The following is a 23,961-nucleotide window of genomic DNA, read 5'->3' as shown; positions in this document are numbered from 1 at the left end:
CGGGCGGAGCGGAGGTGTGAGCGGCTTGGCCGCGAGCTGCGGCACGATGGTCCGATGGAGACGGTCACCGGTGTCGTGCTCGCGGCGGGCGCGGGCCGGCGGGCGGGTGGGCCCAAGGCGTTGCGACGCGATGCCTCCGGGATCGCCTGGGTCGAGCTCGCCGTGCGGAGGCTCGAGGCCGTCGGCTGCGCGCCCGTGCTCGTGGTGGTGGGCGCGCAGGCCGAGCGCGCGCGCCTCCTCGTGCCTCCGAGCGCCACGGTCGTCGTCGCCGCCGACTGGCACGAGGGCCTGTCGGCGTCGCTGCGCGCCGGACTCGCGGGCGCTGTGGGCTCTGCGGCGCTCGTGACGCTCGTCGATCTGCCGGACGAGCCCGCGGCGGTCGGCGCGCGCCTCCTCTCGGCCGTTTCCCCGGAGCCCTGGGCCCTGGCCCGTGCCGTCTTCGGCGGGCGCCCCGGCCACCCGGTGCTGCTCGGCCGCGCGCACTGGGCGGCGCTCGTGGGCGGAGCGGGAGGCGACTCCGGTGCACGCGAGCTGCTGCGCATGGCCGGAGCCCGCGAGATCGAGTGCGGGGATCTGTGGTCGGGGGTCGACCGCGACGGTCCGCGCTGAGTCGAGCGGGACAGCGCGCCTCGCCCCGGCCCCGCTCACCCCAGCCTCGCCTCGTCGAGCGCAGCCCCGAGCGCCCGCCACGCGAGGGTGGCGCACACCGCGCGCACCGGGTTGCCCGCGACCGCGAGCAGCGCCGACTCCTGACCCGCGAGAGGCCCCTCCCGGCGCCCCATCGCCGCGAGGAACTCCTCGCGCCGAGAGCGCACCTCGGCCACCCCGAGGCCATCGAGCTCGTCGACGAGCACGGAGGCGGAGCCGCGCGCGACCTCGCAGCCGCGCCCGCTCCACCCGAGCCGGAGGCGGTCGGCGTCTCCGTCGACCCGCACCTCGAGCCGGTCACCGCAGCTCGGAGTGATCAGCTCGGCCCGCCCGAGCGCCGTCGCCGCGTTCTCCGAGAAGCCGACCGGGTCCTTCGCGTGCGCGCGGATCAGCTCCGCCGCCGCGCTCACGGCCGCTCCTCGAGCTCGCCGAGCTCGGCGTAGGCGGTACTGATGCCGGCGATGCGCTCGCGCGACTCGCGCGGCTGCGCGCCGAGCACCCCGGAGGCGAGCAGCGCGACCGCGCTCATCGCCGCCGCGTAGCTGTCGAACGCGGCCTCGCTGTCCACGGGGCACTCGAGCCACACCGTCGCGTGCTCGGCGTGGCGGCGCGCCGGAGGATCGGCGAGCAGGACCACCGGCACCGCGCGCGCGGCCAGCGCCTCCACGAGGGCCGCGAAGGAGGCGGGCCGGCGACGGAATCCGACGAGCACCACCACGTCCTCGGCCCCGAGCCCCACGAGCTCCTCCCCGAGCGACTGGCCGGGCTGAGGTGCGAGGCGCACGCCGCCCCGAGCCTGCGCGAGCTGCTGGCGCAGGTGCAATGCCACGGGGTAGCTGTTGCGCAAGCCGATCACGACGACGTCGCGCGCCCGGGCCAGCAGCTCGACCGCCTGCTCGAGCCGGCCGCCGCCGAGCGCCGTGGCGAGCCGCTCCAGGTTCGCGCGCTCGCTCACGAGGTGCACCGCAAGCGCCTCCCCGGGACCGTGTGCCGGGCCCACCGGCACGCCGGAGCTGCGCAGGGCCCTGGCGTGCTCGCGCACCTCCTGCGAGTTCGAGAAGCCCAGGCGACGGAACAGCCGTGAGACCGTCGCCTTCGAGACGCCGCTGTGCTGCGCGAGCTCTGTGGCCGTGTACACCGCGAGGTCGCCGAGATGATCGAGGATGAAGTCGGCGGCCCGCTGCTCCTGGCGAGAGAGTGTCGCGTAGCCGGCATCGATGCGGTGGCCGATGCTCGCGGTCTCGGCGACCATCGTCACGCCCCCGTCGCCCGGCTCTCGGCGAAAGCAAGCACCGCGGCCTCGAACGCGTCGAGCGCACTCGCCACGTCGGCCTCGGTCACGTTCTCGGCGGGGTGGTGGCTGACCCCGCCCTCGCAGCGGAGGAAGAGCATCGCGTAGTCGGCCAGCTCGGCGATCGCCATCGCGTCGTGCCCGGCCTTCGAGAACAGCACCATCGGCTCGGCGTCCCCGGTCGCCCGAATACCCGCGCGCACGACGTCCTGGAGGTGGCCGGCCGCGGCGACCGCGGGAGCCGAGTGGGTCTCCTCGACCGTGAGCGCGAGGTGTCTCCGGCGCGCCGACTCCGACATCGCGCGCTCGATCGCTTCCCACGCCCGGTCGCGGTCCTCGTCGAACTCCGCGCGCAGGTCGAGGCTGAACTCCACCCGCCCCGGGATGACGTTGACCGCCCCGGGAAACGTCTCGAGCCGGCCGACGGTCGCGATGACGCCGTGCTCGCGGGCGACCCGCTCGACGGCGAGCACGGCCTCAGCGGCCCCGGGCAGCGCGTCGCGGCGGCGGTCGAGCGGAACTCCTCCGGCGTGCCCGGCCTTGCCGGTGAGGGTCAGGGCGAAGCGGCGCGCCCCGGCGATCGACGAGACGACGGCGAGCGCGCGGTCCGCCTCCTCGAGATACGGCCCCTGCTCGATGTGCGCCTCGAGATAGGCGAGCACCTCGTCAGAGGTGCGCGCGGCGGCACCGATGCGCGAGGGGTCGAGACCGAAGGCGTGGAACGCCTCCATCAGGGTCGTGCCGTGTGCGTCCTCGAGTTCCCACCAGCGCTCGTCCCAGGTGCCGGCGACCGCGCGGGAGCCCAGGAGCGCCGTGCCGAAGCGGGTCCCCTCCTCATCGCCGAAGGCGATCACCTCGACCGCGAACGGGAGGCGGCGGCCGGTGGCGTGCAGACGCGCGACGACCGCGATCGAGAGCATCACCCCGAGGATCCCGTCGTAGCGTCCTGCGTCGGGCACCGTGTCGAGGTGCGAGCCCAGGAGCAGCGCCGGCAGGCCCGGCCGTACGCCTTCGTACCGACCGCACTGGTTGCCGGCGGCGTCCTGCCACGTGCGCATCCCCGCCTCCTCCATCCACCGCGCCGCCATCGCGTTGACGCGCGCGTGCTCGGCAGAGAGGTAGACGCGCTCGATCGCGCCGGGCGTGCTCGAGACGGCGGCCAGCTCGTCGCAGCGGGCCATGACGACGGCGGCGTCGAGGCTCACTGCGCGCCCCCGTACACCTCGTACGCGGCCGCGACGCCGCCGCCGACCGGCACGGAGGCGCCCGCCCGCCGCAGCACCGACTCCAGCGCGGAGAGCGTGGTGAGCACCGTGTCCTTCCGGGCGTTATAGCCCATGGTCCCGATGCGCCACACCCGGCCGTGCAGCGGGCCGAAGGAGGTGCCGATCTCGATCCCGAAGTCGGCCAGCATCGCCCCGCGCACCGCATCGCCGTCCACGCCCTGGGGGATGTGGACGGCGACCACGTTGGCCATCTTGTGCGCGATGTCGCCGAACACCTCGAGGTCGAGGCCGCGGACGCCCGCGAGCATCGCAGCGCCGTGCAGCTCGTGCCGGGCGATCGTCGCCTCGAGCCCGTCCTCGATGACGATGCGGGCGCACTCGCGTGCCCCGTAGAGCATTGTCGTCGCCTCCGTGTGGTGGTTGAGGCGGCGCGGGCCCCAGTAGTCGAAGATCATGCCGAGGTCGAAGTAGTTCGAGCGGACCGCCCGCGTGCTCACCGCGTCGCCCTCGTCGCGGATGCCCGCCTCGATGCTCTTACGCCCCTCGATCACCGCGACGGCACGCTCAGAGAAAGTCACCGGCGCGGAGCCGGAGGGACCGCCCAGGCACTTCTGCAGCCCCGCAGAGACCGCGTCGAGCCCGAGCTCGTCGGCCCCGAAGGGATTGCCGGCGAGCGAGGCCGTCACGTCGGTGTAGAACAGCGCGCCGTGCCTCTCGCACAGCGCACCGAGTTCCTCCAACGGCTGCGCCATCGTCGTGGAGGTGTCGCCGTGCACGACGGCGAGCATCTTCGGCTTCACCCGAGCGAGCGCCTCGGCGATCGCCGAGACCGGGAACACCTGGCCCCACTCCGCCTCGATCACGTGCACCTCGGCGCCACAGCGCTCGGCGATCTCGCGCAGGAGGTGGCCGAAGCGCCCGAACACCGGCACCAGCACGCGGTCGCCCGGTTCGAGCATCGAGACCAGGGCCGCCTCGATGCCGGCGCGACTCGTGCCGTCGACGAGCATCGTCTTCTCGTTGCGGGTGCGGAAGACCTGGCGATACAGCTCTTGGGTCTCGTTCATCGCGGCGGTCATGAACGGGTCGTACTGGCCGACGAGCTGCGCAGACATCGCGCGCAGTACCCGCGGATCGGCGTTGATGGGGCCGGGACCCATCAGCAGACGCGCGGGCGGGTCGATCGGGAGGAGGGGCGCGGTCATGGTCGTCCTCTTCGGAAGCGGGGCGAAAAAGCTGTTTCAGTGGACGAGTCTACGCAACAGATGTTTCGCCGCTGTTTCGCGCGAGGCCCAGCCGCGCTCCCCACTCGATCAGCGCGCGGTCACTGCCCCGCGGGCCGACCAGGCACAACCCCACCGGTGCGCCCGCCACCGCGAGCAGCGGCGCCGAGAGCGCCGGATAGCCGCCGATACCCGCGAGGCACGTCAGGCCGAGCGTCGCCGTGCGGGCCGCGTCCAGATCCTCGGCGGAGGCGTCGAGCGCCGGCGCGACCGAGGAGGTGCTCGGCATCAGGAGCACCCGCCCGCCGAGCGCGTCGTCGAGCGCCTCGCGATGGGCGGCAACCCGCTCACGGGCCGAGGCGGCGGTCACGGCGTCCACCCGGGCCGCCGTGTCGAAGCGTCCCTGCACGTCCGCCGCGAGGGCACCGGGATGCGCCGCAACCCACTCGCCGTCCGCGGCCCACGCCTCCGCCGCCTGCACCAGACGGAACGCGTCCACCATCGCCGCGACCGGTGGCAGCTCGACCTCCACCGGCGTCGTCCCGGAGGCGACCAGCGCGTCGATCGCGGCCTCGAACGCCGCGCGCACCCCCGGGTCCACCCCCGCGAGCAGCGCCTCCGACACGGCGAACCGGGGCTCGAGCGCCGACTGCGGCAGAGCGACGCGCGCCACTCGCGCGAGCGTCGCCGCGTCGCGCGTCAGCCAGCCGACGGTGTCGAAGCTCGGCGCGAGCGGCAGGAGCCCCTCGACCGGCACCGCGCCGTGCGTGGTCCGCAGTCCCCACAGGCCCTGGTACGACGCCGGCACCCGGATGGAGCCGGCGGTGTCGGTCGCGAGGCCCACGGCAGCCTGCCCGAGCGAGACGGCCGTCGCCGGTCCGCTGGAGGAGCCTCCGGGTATCGCCCCGGGGACCGCCGGATTCGGCGGGGTCCCGTAGCCGGAGTTGCGCCCAGCGATGCTGTAGGCGAACTCGTCGGTCTGGGCGATTCCCCGCACGGCCGCCCCCGCCTCCAGCAGCATCGCGACCGCGGGAGCAGTCGACCGCTGCACTGGCGCCTCCGCGAGGTATGCGGGCACGCCCGCCCCGATGCGCTGACCCTCGATGGCGAACAGGTCCTTGACCGCGACGTCGAGCCCGTCGAGCTGCCCGGAGGCGACGGGGGGCACGAGCGGAGCCCCCACCGCCCGCCAGACCCGCACGTCGACCGCGGGCGCCGGAGCCTGCACCTGGGCCGCCCGCACCCGCCATACCCCCGCCTGCCGGGACCACAGCTGCGTGACGAGCCCACGCCCACCCCCCGACGGGACGTTCACGCTGACGACGAGCGCCGTGTCGGCATCGAGCGCCCTGACGTGCACCTCGGCGAGCGAGCGCGCGGGCGCACCGCCGCGCCTCCCGCGGAATCCCGTGATCGCCTCATGCCCCACGAGCAGTCCGGAGGCGTCGCCGCGCAGCGTCGTCGGCGCGCGCACGAAGGCCTCGGCCAGCGCCGGGACGTCGTCGGCCGCGAGCGCCGCCTCGTACGCCTCGACGGCGTCCACGAGGCCCTCCGGCAGCTCGCCCTCGAGCGAGGTCACCCGCGCGTCACTCATCGAAGTCCGCCGTCCGCACGCGGGCGTGCACGCCCTTCACCAGGTCGACCACCTGCGAGATGTCGAAGTCGGTCGCGGCGCTGAGGTAGGCGTAAGCATGACTCGCGTCCATCCCGTACCGCGCCTCCAGCAATGCGATCGCCGCACGCACGCACTTCTGCACGGCCACATCGAGGTCCTCGTCCATGCCCGTGGGCACCAGGAACTCGGCCGTCTCGCCGAGGGGGCCGGCCAGCTCGCCGAACGCGGCGAGCGCCTCCGCCCGCGGCACGACCTCGAAGCGCACGCGCACCCGAAGGCTCGCCTCCATCGCGGTCAGCGCGACCTCGCCGTCGCCCTGCGCGAAGTGCGGATCGCCGACGTACGCGAGCGCACCCGGAACCTGCACCGGCAGGTACAGGCTGGTGCCCACCGAGAGCAGCGCGATGTCGATGTTGCCCCCGTGGGAGCCCGGCGGCACCGAGTGCGGCCGCTCATCGCCCGCGACCGCGACTCCCATGATCCCGAGGAACGGCCGCAGCTCGAACCGGGCCGCCCGCTCGCCTCCCGGGACGAGCGGGATGACGCCACGTCGCACGCCGTCCGACCCCGTCTCGGCTCGCGCGAAGACGCTGAACGGTCCCTCCTGCAGCGGGTACTCGCCCGGCAGCGCTCCGCGCCCGTGCCGGTTCGAAATCACGCCGTAGGGCACCCGCGGGATGGCCTCGAGAAGGGTCATCCGCAGCAGGTCGCCCGGCTCTGCGCCGCGCACGGCGATGGGACCGGTGACCACGTGCGGGCCGTCGACCGCGGTATCGCGGAAGGGGCCGGCCTCGGCGAGCGCGATCGCATCGCGCAACACGCCCTCGGGTCGGACCCCGTGCGCGCCGAAGTACGCGAGCGGGTCGCGGCCCTGGTCCTCCAGCACGCCCTCGTGGCTCAGGGTGTCGATCACGACCTCCGCGCCGGAGTCGATCGTCAGCACCGCCCGGTCGCTCGCACACGGGAGCCGCCCCCACAGCACCGAGCCCGGCTCCGCCGCCAGGTAGTCCACGCCGTCCGGCACTCCCTCGCCGGGCTGGAGCGCCCCTTCCGCTTGCTGCATGCGTCCCCGCTCTCTCGCGGACCGCCCGCGCCGCTCCGACAGTAGCGCCGCCGTGTTTCGACCACGTGGCACATCCGTGGCAGGATCGGCGGCGCACCCGCCAACCTCCCCGCGAGATGCCACTTGTGCGGGCGACACGCCGGCGGAGGCACGCATAAGTGGCATCTCGCGACGCCAGCCCCGCCCTTCGACGACAGGATGACCGTGTTCCGACGCCTGCGCTCCCGCACCGACGCCGCCACCCTCGGCCTCATGCTCGCCCTCACCTTCTCGACCGGGATCGTCGACGCCATCGGCTACCTCGGCCTCGATCGCGTCTTCGCCGGCAACATGACGGGCAACGTCGTCATCCTGGGCATGGCGCTCTCGGGAGTCGCCAATCTCCCGGTCGTGGGTCCGGCAATCGCGCTCGGCGCCTTCATGCTCGGCGCCGTGGTCGGCGGCCGAGTGCTGCGGCCGGTCGCGAAGGGCTGGACGACCCGCACGACGTCGCTTCTCACGGCAGTCGGGCTCCTGCTCGGCGTGCTCGCCCTGGTGCTCGGCCTCGCCCCCGAGCACCCCGAGTGGCTCGCGCTGACCGTCACCGGTGTGCTCGGCGGCACGATGGGACTGCAGGCCGCGACCGCTCGCCACCTCGGGGTCAAGGACGTCACCACCGTCGTCGTCACCTCCACCATCACCGGACTCGCCGCGGACTCGCGCCTGGCGGGCGGCTCGGGTCAGCCGTGGTTCCGCCGCGCCGCCGCCATCGTGCTGATCGCCGCCGGTGCGGGCGTCGGCGCGCTCGCGCTCCTTGTCGGCCTCTGGCTCGGCCTCGCGATCGCGGCGGCGATCACCCTGATCGCCACCCTGATCGGCGATCTGGCCGTCCACACCCGCCACGCCCCGGCAGAGAAGGCCTCCGCCGCCCTCTGACGGGCACGGTCCCGTTCACAACGCAGGATCAATCCCTCGTCCAGCGCCGCGGATCCGCATGAAGACGTCGCCGACGCAACGTCCTTCCTGAATAGTGAACCGCACCACTCAGCGCGGCAGCTTTTGACACCGCGGGCAGAGGTGCGAGGACCGGTTCATGAACGGCACACGCACGATCTCCGTCCCGCAGCGCGGGCACGGTCGGCCCGTCTGCCCATAGGCGTTCAGGTTGTGCGAGAAGTACCCCGAGGCGCCGTTGACGTTGACGTACTGCGCGTCGAAGCTCGTGCCGCCCTCGGCAAGGGCTCGGTCGAGCACCGACCGCACCTCCGCGAAGAGCCGGCGGATCCGCGCCTCCCCCAACGACGAACTCCGTCGCTCCGGGTGCAGCTCCGCCGCCCACAGCGACTCGTCCGCATAGATGTTGCCGATCCCGCTCACCAGCGTCTGGTCGAGCAATGCCCGCTTGATCCCGCTGCCCCGCCGCGCCAGCGCTGCCACGACACCGCCGAGGTCGAAGGAGGGGTCGAGCGGATCGCGCGCGATGTGCGCCACCTGCGAGGGGACGGTCCGCAGCCAGTCGCCTTCGCGTGCATCCTCACCCGCGTAGCCTCCGGGCGCCCCGTCGGCGGTCGGCAGCAGCTCGTCGACGGCCATCGAGCCGAAGATCCGCTGGTCGACGAAGTGTAGGGCGAGCTCGCCGTGCTCCGGGTGCTCCATCCCGATCCTGATGCGGGTGAGGCGGGCGAGCGGCGCGTCGGCCGAGCGCAGCAGCACTTGGCCGCTCATCCCGAGGTGCACGAGCAGCGCCTCGTCGCGCCCCGCCGGCAGCCACAGGAACTTGCCCCGTCGCACCGCTCCCTCCAACCGTCGCCCGAGCAGCAGCCTCTCGAAGGTGCCGTGCGGATGCACGTGCCGCTTGAGCGCGCGCTCGTCGGCGATCTCGACGCTCGTGACGAGCGAGCCGGCGACGGCGGGCGCGAGCCCGGCCCGCACCACTTCGACCTCGGGCAGCTCGGGCACGCTCAGGCCCCGGGAGTCGTGGGCGCCACACCGACGACGGGAGGCGCGACGAGCCGCGTCCACGCGTCGAGCGCCGCTGCCATCTCGGCTGCCTTCTTGCTGGTCCCCTCGCCGCGGGCGGTCACGAGACCGCCGACGATCACGGTGGCCACGAACACCTTGTCGTGATCCGGTCCGGTCGCTTCGATCTCGTAGCGGGGGGCCGGGGCACCGCGCTCGGCCGCCGCCTCCTGGAGGCTCGTCTTGGGGTCCATCGACGCGCCGAAACGCAGTGGGTCGGCCCGCAATGGCGCGATGAGCCGCAGCACGAGATCGCGCGCCGCCTCGGGCCCTCTGCCGAGGTAGACGGCACCGATGATCGCCTCGACGGTGTCGGCGAGGATCGACGCCTTGTCACGGCCGCCGGTGAGTTCCTCGCCGCGGCCGAGGCGGAGGAACTCGCCCAGGCCGATGCCGCGGGCGATCTCGGCCAGCGCCACGGTCGAGACGAGGCTCGCGCGCCGTTTGGCCAGGTCTCCCTCGCTGAGGGCGGGGTACTCGGTGTAGAGCATGACGGTCACGGCCTGCCCGAGGATCGAGTCGCCGAGGAACTCGAGGCGCTCGTTGTGCGGGATCCCGCCGTGCTCGAAAGCGAACGACCGGTGCGTCAGGGCGAGCTCGAAGAGCTCACCGTCGAGGCTCACGCCGAGCGTGGCCTCCAGACGCGACCGGTCGTCGCTGGAGGGTCGTGCAGAGGTCTGGTTCACCATGGACCGCAGGTGGCCTGCCGCGGGGCGGACCGCCGAGGGAGCGGGATCAGACGTCGGCGACCTTGCGGCCCTTGTACTCGAGGAACAGCGCGGTGCCCGCGGAGTCCTCGACGACCTTGGCGCGGTGGGGAAGGCTGTAGACGACCTTGCCGTTCTCGACGGTCTTGACGAGGGGCGGGACCTCCGCCTTCCACTGCGAACGACGGGCGTGGGTGTTCGCGCGGGACTTCTTCCTCTTGGGAACAGCCATGATTCTCTCTTCTCTACCTCTGGTCGGATTCGGTGCGGGCGGGCGCGCCCTCACCGCTGTCTGCGGATGCTCTGTCGGGGGAAGCTCCGGGCGCTGCGGCCCCGCCGTCCTCACCCAACCCTGCGAGCACGGCCCAGCGGGAGTCGCGCGGCGCCTCGGGTTCGGGCGTGGAGGAATCGGCCAGCCGCTCCCCCGTGACGGGGTCGAGGCCCGGACAGTCCGGCCGGCATACCGGCTGGAACGGCAGCGACAGAACCACCGCATCCCTGACCAGAGGTTCAAGATCCACGTGGTCGTCGTGAACCTCATAGTCGAAAGCTTCGTCAGAAGAGTACGCGAAAAGTTCTTGGAACTCGACATCGACAGGCAGGGAGATGTCGGTCAGGCACCGACTGCACTCGCCTTCGGCTTGCGCCGAGACCTCGACGCTGGCCAGGATCCCCTCGTGCACCGATTCGAGGCGGACGTCGAGTTCGACGGCCGAGCCATGGCGGACTGAGACGATCCCCTCGCCGAACTGCTCCGGTGCCTCGAGGTCGAGGCGGTGCTCGCGCATCTCGCCCGGACGGCCCAGGAGGTCGCGCACGTTCACGGTGAACGGCGTCTTCTTGAATGTACTCACGACCAACCAGCCTAACCCTGTCCGCGCGTCCGGATCGCAGGAGCCGCACACACGGCCCGGATGCCGTCTCAGGCTTTCGCCACGATGTGCGGGCCGAGCGCAGGGATCACGCGCTCCCCGTACACCCGCAGCGTCTCCTCCTTGTTGTCGTGCTGGAGGTAGCCGGCGAACTGGGTGACGCCGATCGCGGCGAGCGCCTCCAGTTTCGCGATGTGCTCGTCGGCTGTCCCCAGGATGCAGAACCGCTCGACGATCTCGTCCGGCACGAAGGCGGCGTGGCTGTTGCCTGCGCGTCCGTGCTCGTTGTAGTCGTAGCCGTCACGGCCCGCGATGTAGTCGGTGAGGGCCTGGGGCACCGCCCCACTGCTCCCGTAGCGCCCCACGATGTCGGCGACGTGGTTGCCCACCATCCCCCCGAACCAGCGGCACTGCTCGAGCATGTGCTCGCGGTCCGTGCCGATGTACATCGGTGCGGCGATGCAGAACTGCAGCGATTCGGGGTCGCGTCCGACGTTCGCGGCCGCCTCCTTGACCGCGCCGATCATCCAGCGGGCGATGTCGACGTCGGCGAGCTGGAGGATGAACCCGTCGCCCACTTCCCCCGCGAGCTTCAGCGCGAGCGGGCCGTACGCCGCGACCCAGACGTCGAGAGTGGAGCCGCGGCTCCACGGGAACTGCAGCGTCGCGCCGTTGTGCTCGACCGCGCGGCTGTTGGCGAGCTCGCGAATCACGTGGATCGACTCGCGCAGCGTCTTCAGCGTGGTGGGCGCGCCTCCCGTCACGCGCACCGCGGAGTCGCCGCGACCGATGCCGCAGATGGTCCGGTTGCCGTACATCTCGTTGAGCGTCGCGTGCAGGGAGGCGATGACCGTCCAGTCGCGCGTGGCAGGGTTGGTGACCATCGGGCCGACCGTGATGCGGTGGGTGCGCTCGAGAATCTGCGAGTAGATCACGTACGGCTCCTGCCAGAGCAGGTGCGAGTCGAAGGTCCACGCGTAGTCGAAGCCGTAGCTCTCGGCGAGGACGGCGAGTGCGACGGTGCGCGAGGCGGGCGGGTTGGTCTGGAGGACGACGCCGAAGTCCATGGGTTTCCTTGTGGTGCTCTCGGGTGGTGCGCTGATGCTGCCGGGCGGGTCGTGTCCGGCGGGGCCGCCGGGCGGGGATCAGATCAGATACTGGCTGAGGCCGCGGGGAATGTAACGCCCGTCTCCCTTCGCCCCGAGGTACTGGCCGGAGTCGACGATCACGGTGCCGCGCAAGATCACGGTGTCGACGTGCCCGTCGATCTCGAACCCCTCCCACGCCGAGTAGTCCATGTTCATGTGGTGGCTGCGCCCCTCGCCCACGCCGATCGTGGTGTGTCCGTTCGGGTCGTAGACGACGATGTCGCCGTCGGCTCCGGGCTGGATCACGCCCTTCTTGCCGTACATCCCGAACATCCGCGCCGGAGTCGTCGAGGTCAGCTCGACCCAGCGCGGCAGGGTGATCTGTCCTGAGACGACTCCCTGGTACATCAGGTCCATGCGGTGTTCGACGGAGCCGATCCCGTTGGGGATCTTCGAGAAATCGCCGAGACCCCGGTCCTTTTGTCCCTTCATGCAGAAGGGACAGTGGTCGGTCGAGACCATCTGGATGTCGTTGGTCCGCAGCGACTGCCACATGTGGTGCTGGTGTCCCTCCGCCCTCGATCGCAGCGGCGTCGAGCACACCCACTTCGCGCCCTCGAAGTCTCCCCATTCCTCGCTGGAGGCGCCGAGCTGCTCCTCGAGCGAGAGGTACAGGTACTGCGGGCAGGTCTCTCCGAAGACGTTCATGCCGCGGTCGCGGGCTTGCGCGATCTGCTCGACGGCCTGCCGTGCGGAGACGTGCACCACGTAGAGTGGCGCGCCCGTGAGGTCCGCGATCATGATCGCGCGGTGGGTCGCCTCTTCCTCCGCCTGCCAGGGGCGGGACGTGCCGTGGAAGTACGGCGAGGCGTCGCCTGCGGCGAGGGTCTGCTTGACGATCTCGTCGATGAGGGCGCCGTTCTCGGCGTGCATCATCATCATCGCGCCGTTCTGCGCGCCCTTCTGGAAGGCGCGGAGGATCTGCCCGTCATCGGAGAGGAACACGCCCTTGTAGGCCATGAACAGCTTGAAGCTGGTGACGCCCTCGGCGACCAGCTCGTCCATCGCGACGAGCGAGGAGTCCTGCACGTCCGAGAGGATCTGGTGGAACCCGTAGTCGATCGCACAGGTGCCTGCGGCCTTCTCGTGCCAGGCGGCGTAGCGCTCGAGGACGCTTTCGCCCGGGTACTGCACCACGAAGTCGACGATCGAGGTGGTCCCTCCCCAGGCCGCGGCTCGAGTGCCGGTCTCGAAGGTGTCCGAGGCGAAGGTGCCGCCGAAGGGCATCTCCATGTGGGTGTGCGCGTCGATCCCGCCGGGGATGACGTACTTGCCGCTCGCGTCGATCACCCGGTCGACGTGCGCCGCGAGGTCCGTCCCGAGAAGGTTCGAGCCGGGTGCGAGGACGGCGCCGATGGTCTCGCCGTCGATCAGGACGTCTGCGGCGCCCGTCCCGGTCGCGTTGACGACGGTGCCGCCGGTGATGAGGGTCTTCATGGCTGCTCCTGCGCTGCTCTCGGGGTCACGGCTTCGGGATGCTCGTGTACGACTCCGGCCGGCGGTCGCGGTAGAACTGCCAGTCGTCGCGCATCTGCTGCACCATGTCGAGATCGAGGTCGCGGATCAGGATCTCCTCGTTCTCGCCCGAGCCTTTCGCGCCGACGAAGTCGCCGCGCGGGTCGATCACCTGACTGGTGCCGTAGAAGTCGACCGCCAGCTCGCCGTACTCGTTGTCCTCGCGGCCCACCCGGTTGGGCTGGAGCACGAAGTAGCCGTTCGCGACCGCGGCGGCCGGCCCCTCCACCTCCCACAGCCGGTTCGAGAGGCCGGGCTTCGTCGCGTTCGGGTTGAAGACGAGGTGCGCGCCGTTGAGCCCGAGCTCGCGCCAGCCCTCGGGGAAGTGCCGGTCGTAGCAGATGTAGACGCCCACCTTGCCGACGGCGGTGTCGAAGACGGGATAGCCGAGGTTGCCGGGGCGGAAGTAGAACTTCTCCCAGAAGCGGTCGAGGTGCGGGATGTGGTGCTTGCGGTACTTCCCGAGGATCGTGCCGTCGGCGTCGACCACGACGGCGGTGTTGTAGTAGACCCCCGTCATGTCCTCCTCGTAGATGGGCAGGACCATGACGACGCCCAGCTCGTGGGCGAGCGCGGCGAAACGCTGGACGATCGGCCCGTCGGCGGGCTCGGCGTAGCGGTAGTACTTCTTGTCCTCGGTGATGCCGAAGTAGGGGCCGTAGAAGAGCTCCTGGAAGCAGACGATCTGGGCGCCCTGCGCCGCTGCCTCCCTGGCGAACCCCTCGTGCTTGTCGAGCATCGACTCCTTGTCGCCGGTCCAGGTCGTCTGGGTGATCGCTGCGCGAACGGTGGTCATCGGTACCTCCATGGTCGGGCCGTGGACCCACTGTGGTCCCCGATCCCCTCGATGGCAATCTCGAGCGGTGGTCCGGGGGTCGGGACCCTGCCCATCGTGGTCCTCGCATATTTCCCGGGTGTTTCGCGACGGCCTCGCGACCACCGGACGCGGGCGGCGCGGCAGGCCCGGCGCTAGCGTGATCGGATGCGCATCACGATCCTGGCCGGGGGCGTCGGCGGCGCCCGCTTCACCTCCGCGGTGCGCGAGCACCTCCGCGACGTCGAGGAGGCGGGAGGCGGCCCCTCCGAGATCACGGTCGTGGCGAACACGGGCGACGACCTTTGGCTCGCCGGCCTCAAGGTGTGCCCCGATCTCGACTCGCTCACCTACGCGCTCGGCGGGGTGAACGACTCCGAGCGGGGGTGGGGGCGGGCCGGTGAGAGCGAACGGGTCTCGGCCGAGCTCGCGGCGTTCGGGGTGGGCTGGCCGTGGTTCACCCTCGGCGACCTCGACCTCGGCACGCACATCGCCCGCACCTCGATGCTGCGCGACGGCCTCACCCTCTCGGAGGCGACGGCTCGCATCACCGCTCGCTGGCCGCTGGGCGTGCGCCTGCTCCCCATGTCCGACCAGGACGTCGAGACGCACGTGGAGGTGGAGCTCCCCGGCGAGGGGGTGCGCCTTGTGCACTTCGAGGAGTGGTGGGTGAGGCTGCGCGCGTCGGCCCCCGCCCGCCGGTTCGTCCAGCGGGGAGTCGACACGGCCCGGCCTGCGCCCGGCGTGCTCGAGGCGATTGCAGACACCGACGCCGTCCTGATCGCCCCGTCGAACCCCGTGGTCTCGATCGGCACCATCCTCGGTGTGCCCGGCATCGCCGACGCCGTGCGGACGACCGCCGCTCCCGTCGTCGGCGTCTCGCCCGTCATCCGGGGCGCGGTCGTGCGCGGCATGGCCGACGCGTGCCTGGCCGCGATCGGCGTCGCGACCTCGGCCGAGGCTGTGGGCCGCCATTACGGCGCCCGCGGCGGCGGCGGTCTGCTCGACGCCTGGCTCATCGGCGAGGAGGATGCCGCCTCCCTCTCCGCGCTCGAGGACCTGGGGCTCAGGACCCGCGCGGTCCCCCTCTGGCTCCGCGACCGTCGGACGTCCACGCAGCTCGCCGCCGACGCCCTCGCCGCCGCTCGATCGGGAGATTGACCGGCCCGTCCCTCCACCCTGCCGCCCCCCGTCCGGGGCAAGCGGGCGCCCTCGATCCCTTGTACGGTCGTCCCAGGGGTCCCGATGCCCGCCAGGAGGACCGCATGGAGTTGCACAGCGAGAAGATCGAGCCCGACATCGTCGTGATCCGTCCGGCCGGACGCCTCGACTTCAGCAACGCCCACGACCTCGAGGCCGTGGTGCTGCGGGCGATCGGAGCCGGAGAGCTGCGGATCATCGTCGACCTGCACCTCGTCGAGTTCCTCGACTCCTCTGGGCTGGGGGTCCTCGTCGCGTGCCTCAAGGAGGCGCGTCGCGCGGGCGGTGACGTACGTGTCGCCTCCGCCGCCGAGCAACCGTCGATGGTCCTGCGCCTGTCGAACCTCGACCGCCTGCTCGGTTCCGCCGAGAGCGTCGAGGCCGCCTATCGTGTTTGAGCGATCCCTGGTCCTGCGGACGCCGCCGGACGACGGCGTCACGGCCGTGCACGAGGCCCTCGACGAGCTGTGGGCCGAGACGTCCGGCCTGTCGTCGTGGGACAAGATGGCCTTCGAGACGGCCCTCATCGAGATGACGTCGAACATCGTCCAGCACGCCCGCTCGTACCGACACGTGATCTGTCTCGTCGAGATCCGAGTCGACGAGCACGAGCTGCGGGCGGTGCTCACCGACTCCGATGACGCGGCCCCCGCGGATGTCACGCGTCCACGCGAGATGCCCGAGGAGTGGGCAGAGGCCGGACGCGGCATCCCCTTCATCCAGGCGCTGGTCACCGAGTTCGACTACCGCCGCGTCGACGGCCAGAACATCTGGACCCTCATGCGATCGAGGCACCGCTCGTGAGCGACGAACTCGAACGCCGGCGCCTCGCGGCCGTCGCCGAGCTCGGTCTCGGAGCCGCGAGCCCGCAGGAGCGCTTCGACCGGATCACCAGAGTCGCGCGCCAGCTCCTGCGCGTGCCGCTCGCCGAGATCAACATCGTCGAGGAGTCGACGCAATACACGAAGTCGCCGCTGCGTCCCGGGCGCGCGAGCCGCGTCCCGCGCGCCGACTCGATGTGCGACGCCACCATCCGCCAGGACGACATCTTCGTCGTCCCCGACGCCACAGCCGACCCGCGTTTCGCCCACCGGGGCACCGTGGTCGGCTCCCCGCACGTCCGCTTCTACGCCGGCCGGCCGCTGACGGTCGGCGACGGCCTCCGCGTCGGTACTCTCTGCATCATCGACAAGGTCGCGCGCGATCTCAGCGAGGAGGAAGCCCAGGTCCTCGACGAGCTGGGCCGGTGGGCCGAGCGCGAGCTGCGCGAGATCGCCGCCTCCAGTCGTGCCGCCGCCCTGCAGGAGCGTCTGCGCCCCGCGCCGCTGCTCGATCACGGGTGGAGCGTCAACGCGCTCACTCTGCCTGCGCAGGACGTCGCAGGCGACTACGCCTCGTGGCGCTCGTCCGCGAGGGGCCTCTCCATCGAGCTCGTGGATGTGATGGGCAAGGGAGTCTCTGCCGCGATCATGGCCGCCTCCATTCGCTCGGCCTTCCAGGCCCGACCCGCGATGTCGCCCGTGGAGGCGGTGCTCGCCGTGAACGCCCAACTGCTCGACGACTTCACCGCGACCGCCACCTTCGCGACAGCCTTCGTCGCATGCCTCGACCCGAGCACCGGGATGCTCTCCTTCGTCGACGCCGGGCATGGGCTCACCGTGCTGCTGCGCGCCGACGGCTCGATCGAGCGTCTGGCCTCACTGGGACTCCCCCTCGGGATCGCGGCGGATGGCGTCTGGCCGCTGGAGGAGCGCCATCTCGCGCGGGGCGACACGCTCTTCGCGTGCAGCGACGGCCTGCTCGATCTGTACGACGGCTCGCTCGACGCCCTCGAACGCCTCTCGGAGCTTGTACGCGAACTCGACGACGAGGAGCTTTTCGACCGGCTGAGCGAGCTCGTCGCGCCTGCGAACGCGGTCGACGATGTGACCGCCCTGATTCTGCGGAGCACCGTCTGATCGGCGGAGCACAGTCTGACGCGGGGCTGACAGCATTCTGATCGCGCGCCGATGCTGTTCCGATCGGGATGTGGCAGCGTGACTCCCGCGGCGTGACGTCGGTCGCCGCTCCGATCGATTCGAAGGGAACATCGCCATGTCTGGTGCACTCGTCCTCGCCGGCGGCGGCCTCGCCGGGATCGCGTGGGAGCTCGGGGTCCTCCGCGGCCTCGCGGATGCGGCCCCCTCGACGGTCCACCGCCTCCTCTCGCCCGAGACGACACTGATCGGCACGTCAGCAGGGTCGGCGGTCGCCGCCCAGCTGAGCACCGGCATCGGTCTGGACGAGGCGTACGCCGCGCAGCTGCGCGAGGAGTCCGCCGAGATCGGTGCCGACATCGACGGCGAGCTGCTGCAGGCCCAGTGGGCCGCTGCCGTCGAGGGCGCCAGCTCGCCCGACGATGCCCGTCGCCGCCTCGGTGTTCTCGCGCTCGAGACGCCCACGCTGTCGGAGGAGACGCGGCGCGCCGTCATCGAGGCCCGCGTCGACGGTGCGGACTGGCCCGAGCGACGCCTCCTCATCACCGCGGTCGACACGGCGACAGGCGCACTGCGTGTCTTCGACCGCGAGAGCGGAGTCGAGCTGGTCGACGCCATCGCGGCGAGCTGCGCCGTGCCCGGAGTCTGGCCCGCCGTCACGATCGACGGCGTGCGCTATATGGACGGAGGCGTCCGTTCCGGCAGCAACGCCGACCTCGCCGCGGGCGCCGACTGGGTGCTCATCGTGACTCCCCTGCCCGGCGTCGGGACGCCCGGAGCAGGCCTCATCCCGACCGCTGAGCTCGATGCTCTCGCGGGCTCGCGGGTCGAGGTCGTCTACGCCGACAGCGACTCGATCGCCGCGTTCGGACCGAACTCACTCGACCCGGCGGTCCGAGCCGCTTCCGCGCAGGCCGGGCGGGCTCAGGGCGCGCGCCTCGCCTCACGGATCACCGCCCTCGTCGACGCCTGAGTCCGGTCGAAGCCTCCTCAGTGGCGCACGCTGTAGCGGAGGAACACCGTCCCGTCCCTGAAGCGCCGCTCCTCCCGCAGTTCGAGCCGGGCCTTCATCCCGCGCGGGAAGAACGGCGTCCCACCGCCGACTGTGACGGGCACCGTGTAGAGCTGGATCTCGTCGACCACGCCTGCCAGGAGGGCGTGGGAGGCGAGCCCCGGGCCGGCGATCACGGAGTCGTGCTCGCTCGCGCGCACGGCCGAGGCGACGGCGACCGGATCGAAGGCTCGCTCGAGGGTCGTCCGCCGGGTCGTCACACCTGTCAGCGTGGTCGAGTGGACGATCTTGTCCGCCGCATGCCAGATCTGCTGGAAATCACGGATGAAGGTGTACTCCTCCGCGAGAGCGAAGGGCGTCTCCCAGGCCCGCATCGTCTCGTACATGCGCCGCCCGAAGTAAAAGGTGCGCACGGGCATCGTGCGCTCGTTGATGAAGCTGTGCACCTCGGGTCGGGGTTCGGCCCAGCCGAACCCACCGGTCTCGTCCGCGGTGTAGCCGTCCAGCGACACGATCCCGCTGTAGATGAGCGCGCCCATGTCCGCCTCTCTGCGGACGGTGTCGGGTGCCGCCCCTGGCGAGATGCTAGGGCTGGGGCCGGTGGAGGGCAATGGCGGCGACCATGCGGGGAGCCGGGACCGCGTACCGTGGTCACACCGCAGGGAGCGGCCGTGAAGGGTTCGTGATGAAGATCAGTCAGCTGCGTCACTTCGTGGCGGTCGCCGAGGAGCTCCATTTCGTCCGCGCCGCCGAGAAGCTCGGCATCTCGCGGCGAAAGCTCGACTCCTCCGTCGAGGCCGTCGAGTTCGACCTTGGTCGGCCGCTGTTCGAGCCGGGAGCGTCGACCACGACTCTCACCGCCGCGGGGCGCCAGCGCCTCGCCCAGGCGCGCGCCGAGCTCGCCGCGCTCGGCGATGAGCCGGAGGCGGCACCGAGTGCAGGAGGCAAGGCCAAGGCCTCCAAGGGCACCGGCCGCGCACCCATCGTGAAGGGCCAGCCAAAGCCCTACAAGAGGCGCCAGTCGCGCTGAGGGCGCGTTGCCTCTCCGCTGGGCGTCGTAGACAGCGTCGGCCGCCAGCCCCGCGTGGGCCCTACCGGGCTCGAACCGATGACATCCACGGTGTAAACGTGGCGCTCTACCAACTGAGCTAAAGGCCCCGACCGCGGCCGAACCGCGAACGATCGCCTCGACCTTACAGCAGCTCGCGCGGCGCGCCTCCCGCACGAGGACCCGCCAGGAGGGGACACGTCCCGTCTCCCGCTACCCTCGGCACATGACCGAGACCCAGGAGGCGCGAGCGCGACGCCGCGCCGAGAGCCGCTGGCCGGCCTCCGCCGCGATTCTGGTAGCCGTCGTGCTCAACGTGGTCGGCGCGAGTCCCGAGACGTCCGTGGTCCGGCTCGTCGCGGCAGGGCTGACGCTGGCGCTGCTCGTGCCGCTCTTCGTCGTGAACCCGCACCGGCTCGACACCGAGACGGAGTGGTCGCGCGGCATCTCGATCTCGCTCGCCATCGTCCTTGCCGTCGCGAACCAGGTGAACGTGGTCGCGGTGGTCATCGACCTCGTCGACGGCCGGGCGGACGGTCCCGCGCTGCTGCTGACGGCGCTGCAGGTCTGGGTGACCAACGTCGTCGCCTACGCGTTGCTCTTCTGGGAGCTCGACCGCGGCGGGCCGGTGGCGCGCGGAACACTGGAGCGCGCCGAGCTGCCTCCCGCAGACTTCGCGTTTCCGCAGGACACCTACGGCGACACCGCCGCGGAGGTGGCGGCCACCTCTTCCGAGCGCGCCGACTGGCGTCCCGGCTTCGTCGACTACCTGGCCGTCTCGACCACGAACACGATGGCGTTCAGCCCGACCGACACCATGCCGCTCTCGGCCCGCATGAAGCTGCTGATGATCGCGGAGGCGTTCACCGGCTTCGTCCTGCTCGCGCTGGTGATCTCGCGCGCGGTCAACATCCTCAACTGACGCCTCCGCGAGATGCCACTTATGCGTACGACACGCCGAGCGAGCCCCTCATAAGTGGCATCTCGCGGAAGAGGGGGGCGCGGGGGCGCGTCAGGCGTGTGCCGGCGCCAGTGCGTCGATCGCCGCACGGTAGGCGTCGATCGAGCGCGCCTCGCCGGGAGCGGTGAGGAAGCTCTCGCGGATCACACCCTGCCTGTCGATGAGGAAGGTCGCGCGCGTCGCGTAGCCCTTGCCTTCCAGGAATATTCCGTACTGCTTCGCGACGTCGCCGTGAGGCCAGAAGTCCGAGAGCAGCGTGAAGTCGTAGCCCTGCGTCTCACCCCAGGCCCGAAGGGTGTGCTTGGAGTCGACGGAGATGCCGATCAGCTCGACGTCCGCATGCTCGAAAAGCGAGAGGTTCTCGCGCAGGGCGCAGAACTCGCCCGTGCACGTGCCCGAGAAGGCGAGGGGGAAGAACACCAGGGCGACGTTGCGGCGCCCGTGGAAGTCGCCCAACTGGATGCGCTCGCCGTACTGATTCGCGAGTTCGAAATCGGGAGCCAGGGTCAGCTTCTCGAGAGCCATCGGCCGGATGTCCTTCCGTGCGCACGAGAGTCGCGCGAGCACGAGGGGCAATGCTAGACCCGCGTCGGGCATCCGCCAAGAAAGCAGAGACATTCCTGTCCACTCCACCGGGAGGCGGCGCCGACGGTCGACCGCGCGACGGCTGGCGCACTCCTACAGACACCTGTGCGCATCCATCGTGGATCGCCACACATCGGCGGAATCGCTAGGCTTGCACGGGTGCCTGCGCGCAGCTCGAGAACCGAGCCCTGGAGCGCGCGGATCCGCACCACTTCATGAGAGTGATGTCTCGGGCACGATCTGCCCCCAGAGAGAGGTCGAGGGTGACTGTTAACGATCAGGACCCGTATTCCGTCGGTCACGTGGACTCGGACCCCGAGGAAACGTCGGAGTGGAACGAGTCGCTCGACGCGCTCGTCCAGGAACGCGGAGCGGGGCGCGGGCGCGACGTCATGCTCAGCCTCCTCAAGCGCTCGAAGGAGCTGCACCTCGGCGTGCCGATGGTGCCCACCACGGACTACATCAACACGATCGCGGCCGAGAACGAGCCCGACTTCCCGGGCGACGAGGACGTCGAGCGCCGCTACCGCGCCTGGATCCGCTGGAACGCGGCGATCCTCGTGCACCGCGCTCAGCGCCCCGGCATCGGAGTCGGCGGCCACATCTCGACGTACGCGTCGAGCGCCTCGCTCTACGAGGTCGGCTTCAACCACTTCTTCCGGGGGCAAGACCACCCGGGAGGCGGCGACCAGGTCTTCATCCAGGGCCACGCCTCCCCCGGCCCCTACGCGCGCGCCTTCCTCGAAGGTCGCCTGACCGAGCACCAGCTCGACGGCTTCCGCCAAGAGAAGTCGCACCAGGGCGGTGGGCTCTCGAGTTACCCGCACCCGCGCCTCATGCCCGAGTTCTGGCAGTTCCCGACCGTCTCGATGGGGCTCGGCCCGATCAACGCGATCTATCAGGCGCAGGCCAACAGGTACCTCACCAACCGTGGCATCAAGGACGCGTCCGACCAGCAGGTCTGGGCGTTCCTCGGCGACGGCGAGATGGACGAGGTCGAGTCGCGAGGCCAGCTCCAGGTCGCCGCGAACGATGGTCTCGACAACCTCAACTTCATCGTCAACTGCAACCTCCAGCGCCTCGACGGACCCGTCCGCGGCAACGGCAAGATCGTGCAGGAGCTCGAGTCGTACTTCCGAGGGGCGGGCTGGAACGTCATCAAGCTCATCTGGGGTCGCGAGTGGGACGAGCTGCTCGCCCGCGACACCGAGGGCGCTCTGCTCGATCTGATGAACAAGACACCCGACGGCGACTTCCAGACCTACAAGACCGAGGACGGCGCCTACGTTCGCGAGAACTTCTTCGGCCGCGACCCGCGCGCCAGGAAGCTCGTCGAGGACTACACCGACGAGCAGATCTGGGGTCTGCGCCGCGGTGGCCACGACTACCGCAAGATCTACGCCGCCATGAAGGCCGCGACCGAGCACAAGGGCCAGCCGACGGTCATCCTCGCCCACACCATCAAGGGCTACGGTCTCGGCCGCAGCTTCGAGGGCCGCAACGCGACCCACCAGATGAAGAAGATGACTCTCGACAACCTGAAGGGCTTCCGCGACACCATGCGGATCCCGATCACGGACGCGCAGCTTGAGGAAAACCCCTACCTCCCGCCGTACTACCACCCGGGACAGGACGACGAGGCGATCCAGTACCTGCAGGAGCGTCGTCGTGCGCTCGGCGGCTACGTGCCCGAGCGTCGCTCGAAGTACACGCAGATCACCCTCCCCGACGACTCGGCGTACACCGTGGGCAAGAAGGGCTCGGGAACACAGGAGATCGCCACGACGATGGCGTTCGTCCGCATCCTCAAGGACATCTTGCGCTCGAAGGACTTCGGCAACCGCGTCGTCCCCATCATCCCTGACGAGGCGCGCACCTTCGGCATGGACGCGTTCTTCCCGAACGCGAAGATCTACAACCCGCGCGGTCAGCACTACACCTCTGTCGACCGCGAGCTGCTGCTCGCCTACAAGGAGAGCCCGCAGGGTCAGATCCTCCACGTCGGCATCAACGAGGCGGGCGCCCTCGCGGCGTTCACCGCGATCGGCACCTCTTATTCGACGCAGGGCGAGCCGCTCATCCCGGTGTACGTCTTCTACTCGATGTTCGGGTTCCAGCGCACGGGAGACGCGATCTGGGCGGCCGGCGACATGATGAGCCGCGGCTTCATGATCGGCGCGACGGCCGGGCGCACGACGCTCACCGGTGAGGGCCTCCAGCACGCCGACGGGCATTCCCCGATCCTCGCGGCGACCAACCCGGCGGTCGTCAGCTACGACCCGGCGTACGGCTACGAGATCGCGCACATCGTGCAGTCCGGTCTCGACCGCATGTACGGCGGCTCGCACTCCGACCCGAACGTCATGTACTACATCACGGTCTACAACGAGCCGATCGTGCAGCCCAAGGAGCCGGAGGACGTCGATGTCGAGGGCATCGTCCGCGGCATCCACCGCATCTCGTGGGGCCAGTGGGACGGCCCGAAAGCGCAGCTGCTCGCCTCCGGAGTCGCGGTCCCGTGGGCCATCGAGGCGCAGAAGCTCCTCGCCGAAGACTGGGGTGTATCGGCCGACGTCTGGTCGGTCACCTCGTGGAACGAGCTCCGCCGCGACGGGATCAAGGCCGAGCAGCACAACTTCCTCCACCCCCAGGAGGAGGAGCAGGTGCCGTATGTGACGCAGAAGCTGTCCGACGCGAAGGGTCCCTTCGTCGCCGTGTCCGACTTCTCTCACCAGGTCCCCGACCAGCTGCGACAGTTCATCCCGGGCGACTTCGCGACGCTCGGAGCGGACGACTTCGGCTTCTCCGACACCCGTGCGGCCGCGCGGCGCTACTTCCAGATCGACGGTCCGTCGGTCGTGGTGCGCACCCTGCAGCTGCTCGCCAAGCGCGGAGAGGTCGACCCGTCGCTCGCGGTGCAGGCGATCGAGAAGTACCGCCTCCTCGACGTGACCGCCGGCACCACCGGCAACGCGGGCGGCGAGAGCTGACGGACGAGTCGGTGCTCTCGCAAGAACCCGCTGCGTCGCCAGGGCGGGGTCCTGCTCCCGCCGCGGAGC

25 protein-coding genes and 1 tRNA gene are annotated in these 23,961 nt (G+C 70.9%); 10 read left to right on the top strand and 16 right to left on the bottom strand.

All coding sequences use genetic code 11. From position 1 onward, the window contains the following. Nucleotides 1-54: 54 nt before the first annotated feature. On the top strand, nt 55-609 hold the full coding sequence (locus ITJ45_RS06205) for a nucleotidyltransferase family protein (protein WP_194608566.1): 555 nt from the start codon (nt 55-57) through the stop codon (nt 607-609). Between the two features lie 35 nt (nt 610-644). Here ITJ45_RS06205 and ITJ45_RS06200 read toward each other — a convergent pair whose 3' ends face one another. Genes ITJ45_RS06200 through ITJ45_RS06175 form a run of 6 tightly spaced genes read right to left on the bottom strand, consistent with a single transcriptional unit; the run spans nt 645 to nt 7,066 of the window. Beyond that, nucleotides 645-1,058, bottom strand: coding sequence for an iron-sulfur cluster assembly scaffold protein (locus ITJ45_RS06200; protein ID WP_194608568.1), 414 nt, complete (start codon nt 1,056-1,058; stop codon nt 645-647). Continuing rightward, nucleotides 1,055-1,900, bottom strand: coding sequence for a MurR/RpiR family transcriptional regulator (locus ITJ45_RS06195; RefSeq protein ID WP_194608570.1), 846 nt, complete (start codon nt 1,898-1,900; stop codon nt 1,055-1,057). Before ITJ45_RS06195 ends, ITJ45_RS06200 begins: the two co-directional genes overlap by 4 nt. A gap of 2 nt (nt 1,901-1,902) precedes the next feature. Then, nucleotides 1,903-3,144 (bottom strand): allantoate amidohydrolase, encoded by a 1,242-nt coding sequence (locus ITJ45_RS06190; protein WP_323742918.1) that lies wholly within the window; start codon nt 3,142-3,144, stop codon nt 1,903-1,905. After that, the gene (locus tag ITJ45_RS06185; RefSeq protein ID WP_228493618.1) at nt 3,141-4,370 is read right to left on the bottom strand and encodes a pyridoxal-phosphate-dependent aminotransferase family protein; all 1,230 of its coding nucleotides are present in this window, start codon (nt 4,368-4,370) and stop codon (nt 3,141-3,143) included. The genes ITJ45_RS06190 and ITJ45_RS06185 overlap by 4 nt, the downstream gene beginning before the upstream one ends. A gap of 49 nt (nt 4,371-4,419) precedes the next feature. Next, entirely contained in the window at nt 4,420-5,982 is a 1,563-nt protein-coding gene (locus ITJ45_RS06180; RefSeq protein WP_194608573.1) for an AtzH-like domain-containing protein, read from the bottom strand. Beyond that, a complete protein-coding gene (locus ITJ45_RS06175; protein WP_194608575.1) occupies nt 5,975-7,066 on the bottom strand; it encodes an acetamidase/formamidase family protein in 1,092 nt (363 codons plus the stop codon). The genes ITJ45_RS06180 and ITJ45_RS06175 overlap by 8 nt, the downstream gene beginning before the upstream one ends. Nucleotides 7,067-7,264: 198 nt before the next feature. On the opposite strand from ITJ45_RS06175, the gene ITJ45_RS06170 reads away from it, so the two are divergent. Then, nucleotides 7,265-7,981: a YoaK family protein gene (locus ITJ45_RS06170; protein WP_194608576.1), complete on the top strand. Its 717-nt coding sequence runs from the start codon at nt 7,265-7,267 to the stop codon at nt 7,979-7,981. Nucleotides 7,982-8,089: 108 nt separating this feature from the next. On the opposite strand, the gene mutM is transcribed toward ITJ45_RS06170, so the two are convergent. The 7 genes from mutM to ITJ45_RS06135 all read right to left on the bottom strand — a co-directional run bounded on the left by mutM (nt 8,090) and on the right by ITJ45_RS06135 (nt 14,102). Beyond that, nucleotides 8,090-9,004 carry a bifunctional DNA-formamidopyrimidine glycosylase/DNA-(apurinic or apyrimidinic site) lyase gene (gene mutM, locus ITJ45_RS06165; protein WP_194608578.1) on the bottom strand — a complete coding sequence of 305 codons (915 nt, stop codon included), beginning with the start codon at nt 9,002-9,004 and terminating at the stop codon, nt 8,090-8,092. Between the two features lie 2 nt (nt 9,005-9,006). Beyond that, entirely contained in the window at nt 9,007-9,753 is a 747-nt protein-coding gene (gene rnc, locus ITJ45_RS06160; RefSeq protein WP_194608581.1) for a ribonuclease III, read from the bottom strand. A gap of 46 nt (nt 9,754-9,799) precedes the next feature. Further along, complete coding sequence (rpmF, locus tag ITJ45_RS06155) at nt 9,800-10,003, bottom strand: 50S ribosomal protein L32 (protein WP_068253530.1); 204 nt, start codon at nt 10,001-10,003, stop codon at nt 9,800-9,802. Nucleotides 10,004-10,016: 13 nt separating this feature from the next. Beyond that, nucleotides 10,017-10,625 (bottom strand): YceD family protein, encoded by a 609-nt coding sequence (locus tag ITJ45_RS06150; RefSeq protein ID WP_416365286.1) that lies wholly within the window; start codon nt 10,623-10,625, stop codon nt 10,017-10,019. A gap of 68 nt (nt 10,626-10,693) precedes the next feature. After that, nucleotides 10,694-11,710, bottom strand: a complete 1,017-nt coding sequence (locus tag ITJ45_RS06145; RefSeq protein ID WP_194608583.1) for a TIGR03842 family LLM class F420-dependent oxidoreductase — start codon at nt 11,708-11,710, stop codon at nt 10,694-10,696. 78 nt (nt 11,711-11,788) lie between these two features. Further along, a complete protein-coding gene (gene hydA, locus ITJ45_RS06140; RefSeq protein ID WP_194608585.1) occupies nt 11,789-13,228 on the bottom strand; it encodes a dihydropyrimidinase in 1,440 nt (479 codons plus the stop codon). Between the two features lie 25 nt (nt 13,229-13,253). Further along, the gene (locus ITJ45_RS06135; protein WP_194608587.1) at nt 13,254-14,102 is read right to left on the bottom strand and encodes a nitrilase-related carbon-nitrogen hydrolase; all 849 of its coding nucleotides are present in this window, start codon (nt 14,100-14,102) and stop codon (nt 13,254-13,256) included. Nucleotides 14,103-14,288: 186 nt separating this feature from the next. Between ITJ45_RS06135 and cofD the strand changes: the two genes are divergently transcribed. From cofD to ITJ45_RS06110, 5 genes are all read left to right on the top strand, one after another. After that, a complete protein-coding gene (gene cofD, locus ITJ45_RS06130; protein ID WP_194608589.1) occupies nt 14,289-15,281 on the top strand; it encodes a 2-phospho-L-lactate transferase in 993 nt (330 codons plus the stop codon). Nucleotides 15,282-15,385: 104 nt separating this feature from the next. Further along, the gene (locus tag ITJ45_RS06125; RefSeq protein WP_194608591.1) at nt 15,386-15,718 is read left to right on the top strand and encodes an STAS domain-containing protein; all 333 of its coding nucleotides are present in this window, start codon (nt 15,386-15,388) and stop codon (nt 15,716-15,718) included. Continuing rightward, nucleotides 15,711-16,124 (top strand): ATP-binding protein, encoded by a 414-nt coding sequence (locus ITJ45_RS06120; RefSeq protein ID WP_194608593.1) that lies wholly within the window; start codon nt 15,711-15,713, stop codon nt 16,122-16,124. The genes ITJ45_RS06125 and ITJ45_RS06120 overlap by 8 nt, the downstream gene beginning before the upstream one ends. After that, entirely contained in the window at nt 16,121-17,278 is a 1,158-nt protein-coding gene (locus ITJ45_RS06115; protein WP_194608594.1) for a PP2C family protein-serine/threonine phosphatase, read from the top strand. Before ITJ45_RS06120 ends, ITJ45_RS06115 begins: the two co-directional genes overlap by 4 nt. Before the next feature lie 136 nt (nt 17,279-17,414). Then, the gene (locus ITJ45_RS06110) at nt 17,415-18,269 is read left to right on the top strand and encodes a patatin-like phospholipase family protein (protein WP_194608596.1); all 855 of its coding nucleotides are present in this window, start codon (nt 17,415-17,417) and stop codon (nt 18,267-18,269) included. A gap of 17 nt (nt 18,270-18,286) precedes the next feature. On the opposite strand, the gene ITJ45_RS06105 is transcribed toward ITJ45_RS06110, so the two are convergent. After that, the gene (locus ITJ45_RS06105) at nt 18,287-18,847 is read right to left on the bottom strand and encodes a dihydrofolate reductase family protein (protein ID WP_194608598.1); all 561 of its coding nucleotides are present in this window, start codon (nt 18,845-18,847) and stop codon (nt 18,287-18,289) included. 146 nt (nt 18,848-18,993) lie between these two features. On the opposite strand from ITJ45_RS06105, the gene ITJ45_RS06100 reads away from it, so the two are divergent. Beyond that, complete coding sequence (locus tag ITJ45_RS06100) at nt 18,994-19,338, top strand: LysR family transcriptional regulator (RefSeq protein WP_194608600.1); 345 nt, start codon at nt 18,994-18,996, stop codon at nt 19,336-19,338. Between the two features lie 55 nt (nt 19,339-19,393). Here ITJ45_RS06100 and ITJ45_RS06095 read toward each other — a convergent pair. Further along, nucleotides 19,394-19,466 (bottom strand) — tRNA-Val (locus tag ITJ45_RS06095). Nucleotides 19,467-19,582: 116 nt separating this feature from the next. On the opposite strand from ITJ45_RS06095, the gene ITJ45_RS06090 reads away from it, so the two are divergent. Then, nucleotides 19,583-20,278, top strand: a complete 696-nt coding sequence (locus ITJ45_RS06090) for a hypothetical protein (protein WP_194608602.1) — start codon at nt 19,583-19,585, stop codon at nt 20,276-20,278. A 90-nt stretch (nt 20,279-20,368) separates the two neighbouring features. Here the strand turns inward: ITJ45_RS06090 and ITJ45_RS06085 are convergent, their stop codons facing one another. Beyond that, the gene (locus ITJ45_RS06085; protein ID WP_194608604.1) at nt 20,369-20,842 is read right to left on the bottom strand and encodes a peroxiredoxin; all 474 of its coding nucleotides are present in this window, start codon (nt 20,840-20,842) and stop codon (nt 20,369-20,371) included. Nucleotides 20,843-21,165: 323 nt separating this feature from the next. Between ITJ45_RS06085 and aceE the strand changes: the two genes are divergently transcribed. After that, a complete protein-coding gene (gene aceE / locus ITJ45_RS06080; RefSeq protein ID WP_194608605.1) occupies nt 21,166-23,892 on the top strand; it encodes a pyruvate dehydrogenase (acetyl-transferring), homodimeric type in 2,727 nt (908 codons plus the stop codon). Nucleotides 23,893-23,961: the final 69 nt, after the last annotated feature.

Origin of the sequence: Rathayibacter sp. VKM Ac-2879, assembly GCF_015351245.1 — a bacterium.
Lineage (GTDB): Bacteria > Actinomycetota > Actinomycetes > Actinomycetales > Microbacteriaceae > Rathayibacter.
The sequence above is the reverse complement of the archived record's forward strand: the minus strand, read 5'-3'. Positions and strand labels throughout refer to the sequence as shown.

Coding starts and splice junctions, on each gene's coding strand:
- ITJ45_RS06205 (WP_194608566.1), top strand. CDS start 55: ATGGAGACGGTCACCGGTGTCGTGCTCGCGGCGGGCGCGGGCCGGCGG.
- ITJ45_RS06195 (WP_194608570.1), bottom strand. CDS start 1,900: ATGGTCGCCGAGACCGCGAGCATCGGCCACCGCATCGATGCCGGCTAC.
- ITJ45_RS06185 (WP_228493618.1), bottom strand. CDS start 4,370: ATGACCGCGCCCCTCCTCCCGATCGACCCGCCCGCGCGTCTGCTGATG.
- ITJ45_RS06180 (WP_194608573.1), bottom strand. CDS start 5,982: ATGAGTGACGCGCGGGTGACCTCGCTCGAGGGCGAGCTGCCGGAGGGC.
- ITJ45_RS06175 (WP_194608575.1), bottom strand. CDS start 7,066: ATGCAGCAAGCGGAAGGGGCGCTCCAGCCCGGCGAGGGAGTGCCGGAC.
- ITJ45_RS06170 (WP_194608576.1), top strand. CDS start 7,265: ATGACCGTGTTCCGACGCCTGCGCTCCCGCACCGACGCCGCCACCCTC.
- rnc (WP_194608581.1), bottom strand. CDS start 9,753: ATGGTGAACCAGACCTCTGCACGACCCTCCAGCGACGACCGGTCGCGT.
- rpmF (WP_068253530.1), bottom strand. CDS start 10,003: ATGGCTGTTCCCAAGAGGAAGAAGTCCCGCGCGAACACCCACGCCCGT.
- ITJ45_RS06145 (WP_194608583.1), bottom strand. CDS start 11,710: ATGGACTTCGGCGTCGTCCTCCAGACCAACCCGCCCGCCTCGCGCACC.
- hydA (WP_194608585.1), bottom strand. CDS start 13,228: ATGAAGACCCTCATCACCGGCGGCACCGTCGTCAACGCGACCGGGACG.
- ITJ45_RS06135 (WP_194608587.1), bottom strand. CDS start 14,102: ATGACCACCGTTCGCGCAGCGATCACCCAGACGACCTGGACCGGCGAC.
- cofD (WP_194608589.1), top strand. CDS start 14,289: ATGCGCATCACGATCCTGGCCGGGGGCGTCGGCGGCGCCCGCTTCACC.
- ITJ45_RS06125 (WP_194608591.1), top strand. CDS start 15,386: ATGGAGTTGCACAGCGAGAAGATCGAGCCCGACATCGTCGTGATCCGT.
- ITJ45_RS06110 (WP_194608596.1), top strand. CDS start 17,415: ATGTCTGGTGCACTCGTCCTCGCCGGCGGCGGCCTCGCCGGGATCGCG.
- ITJ45_RS06105 (WP_194608598.1), bottom strand. CDS start 18,847: ATGGGCGCGCTCATCTACAGCGGGATCGTGTCGCTGGACGGCTACACC.
- ITJ45_RS06100 (WP_194608600.1), top strand. CDS start 18,994: ATGAAGATCAGTCAGCTGCGTCACTTCGTGGCGGTCGCCGAGGAGCTC.
- ITJ45_RS06090 (WP_194608602.1), top strand. CDS start 19,583: ATGACCGAGACCCAGGAGGCGCGAGCGCGACGCCGCGCCGAGAGCCGC.
- ITJ45_RS06085 (WP_194608604.1), bottom strand. CDS start 20,842: ATGGCTCTCGAGAAGCTGACCCTGGCTCCCGATTTCGAACTCGCGAAT.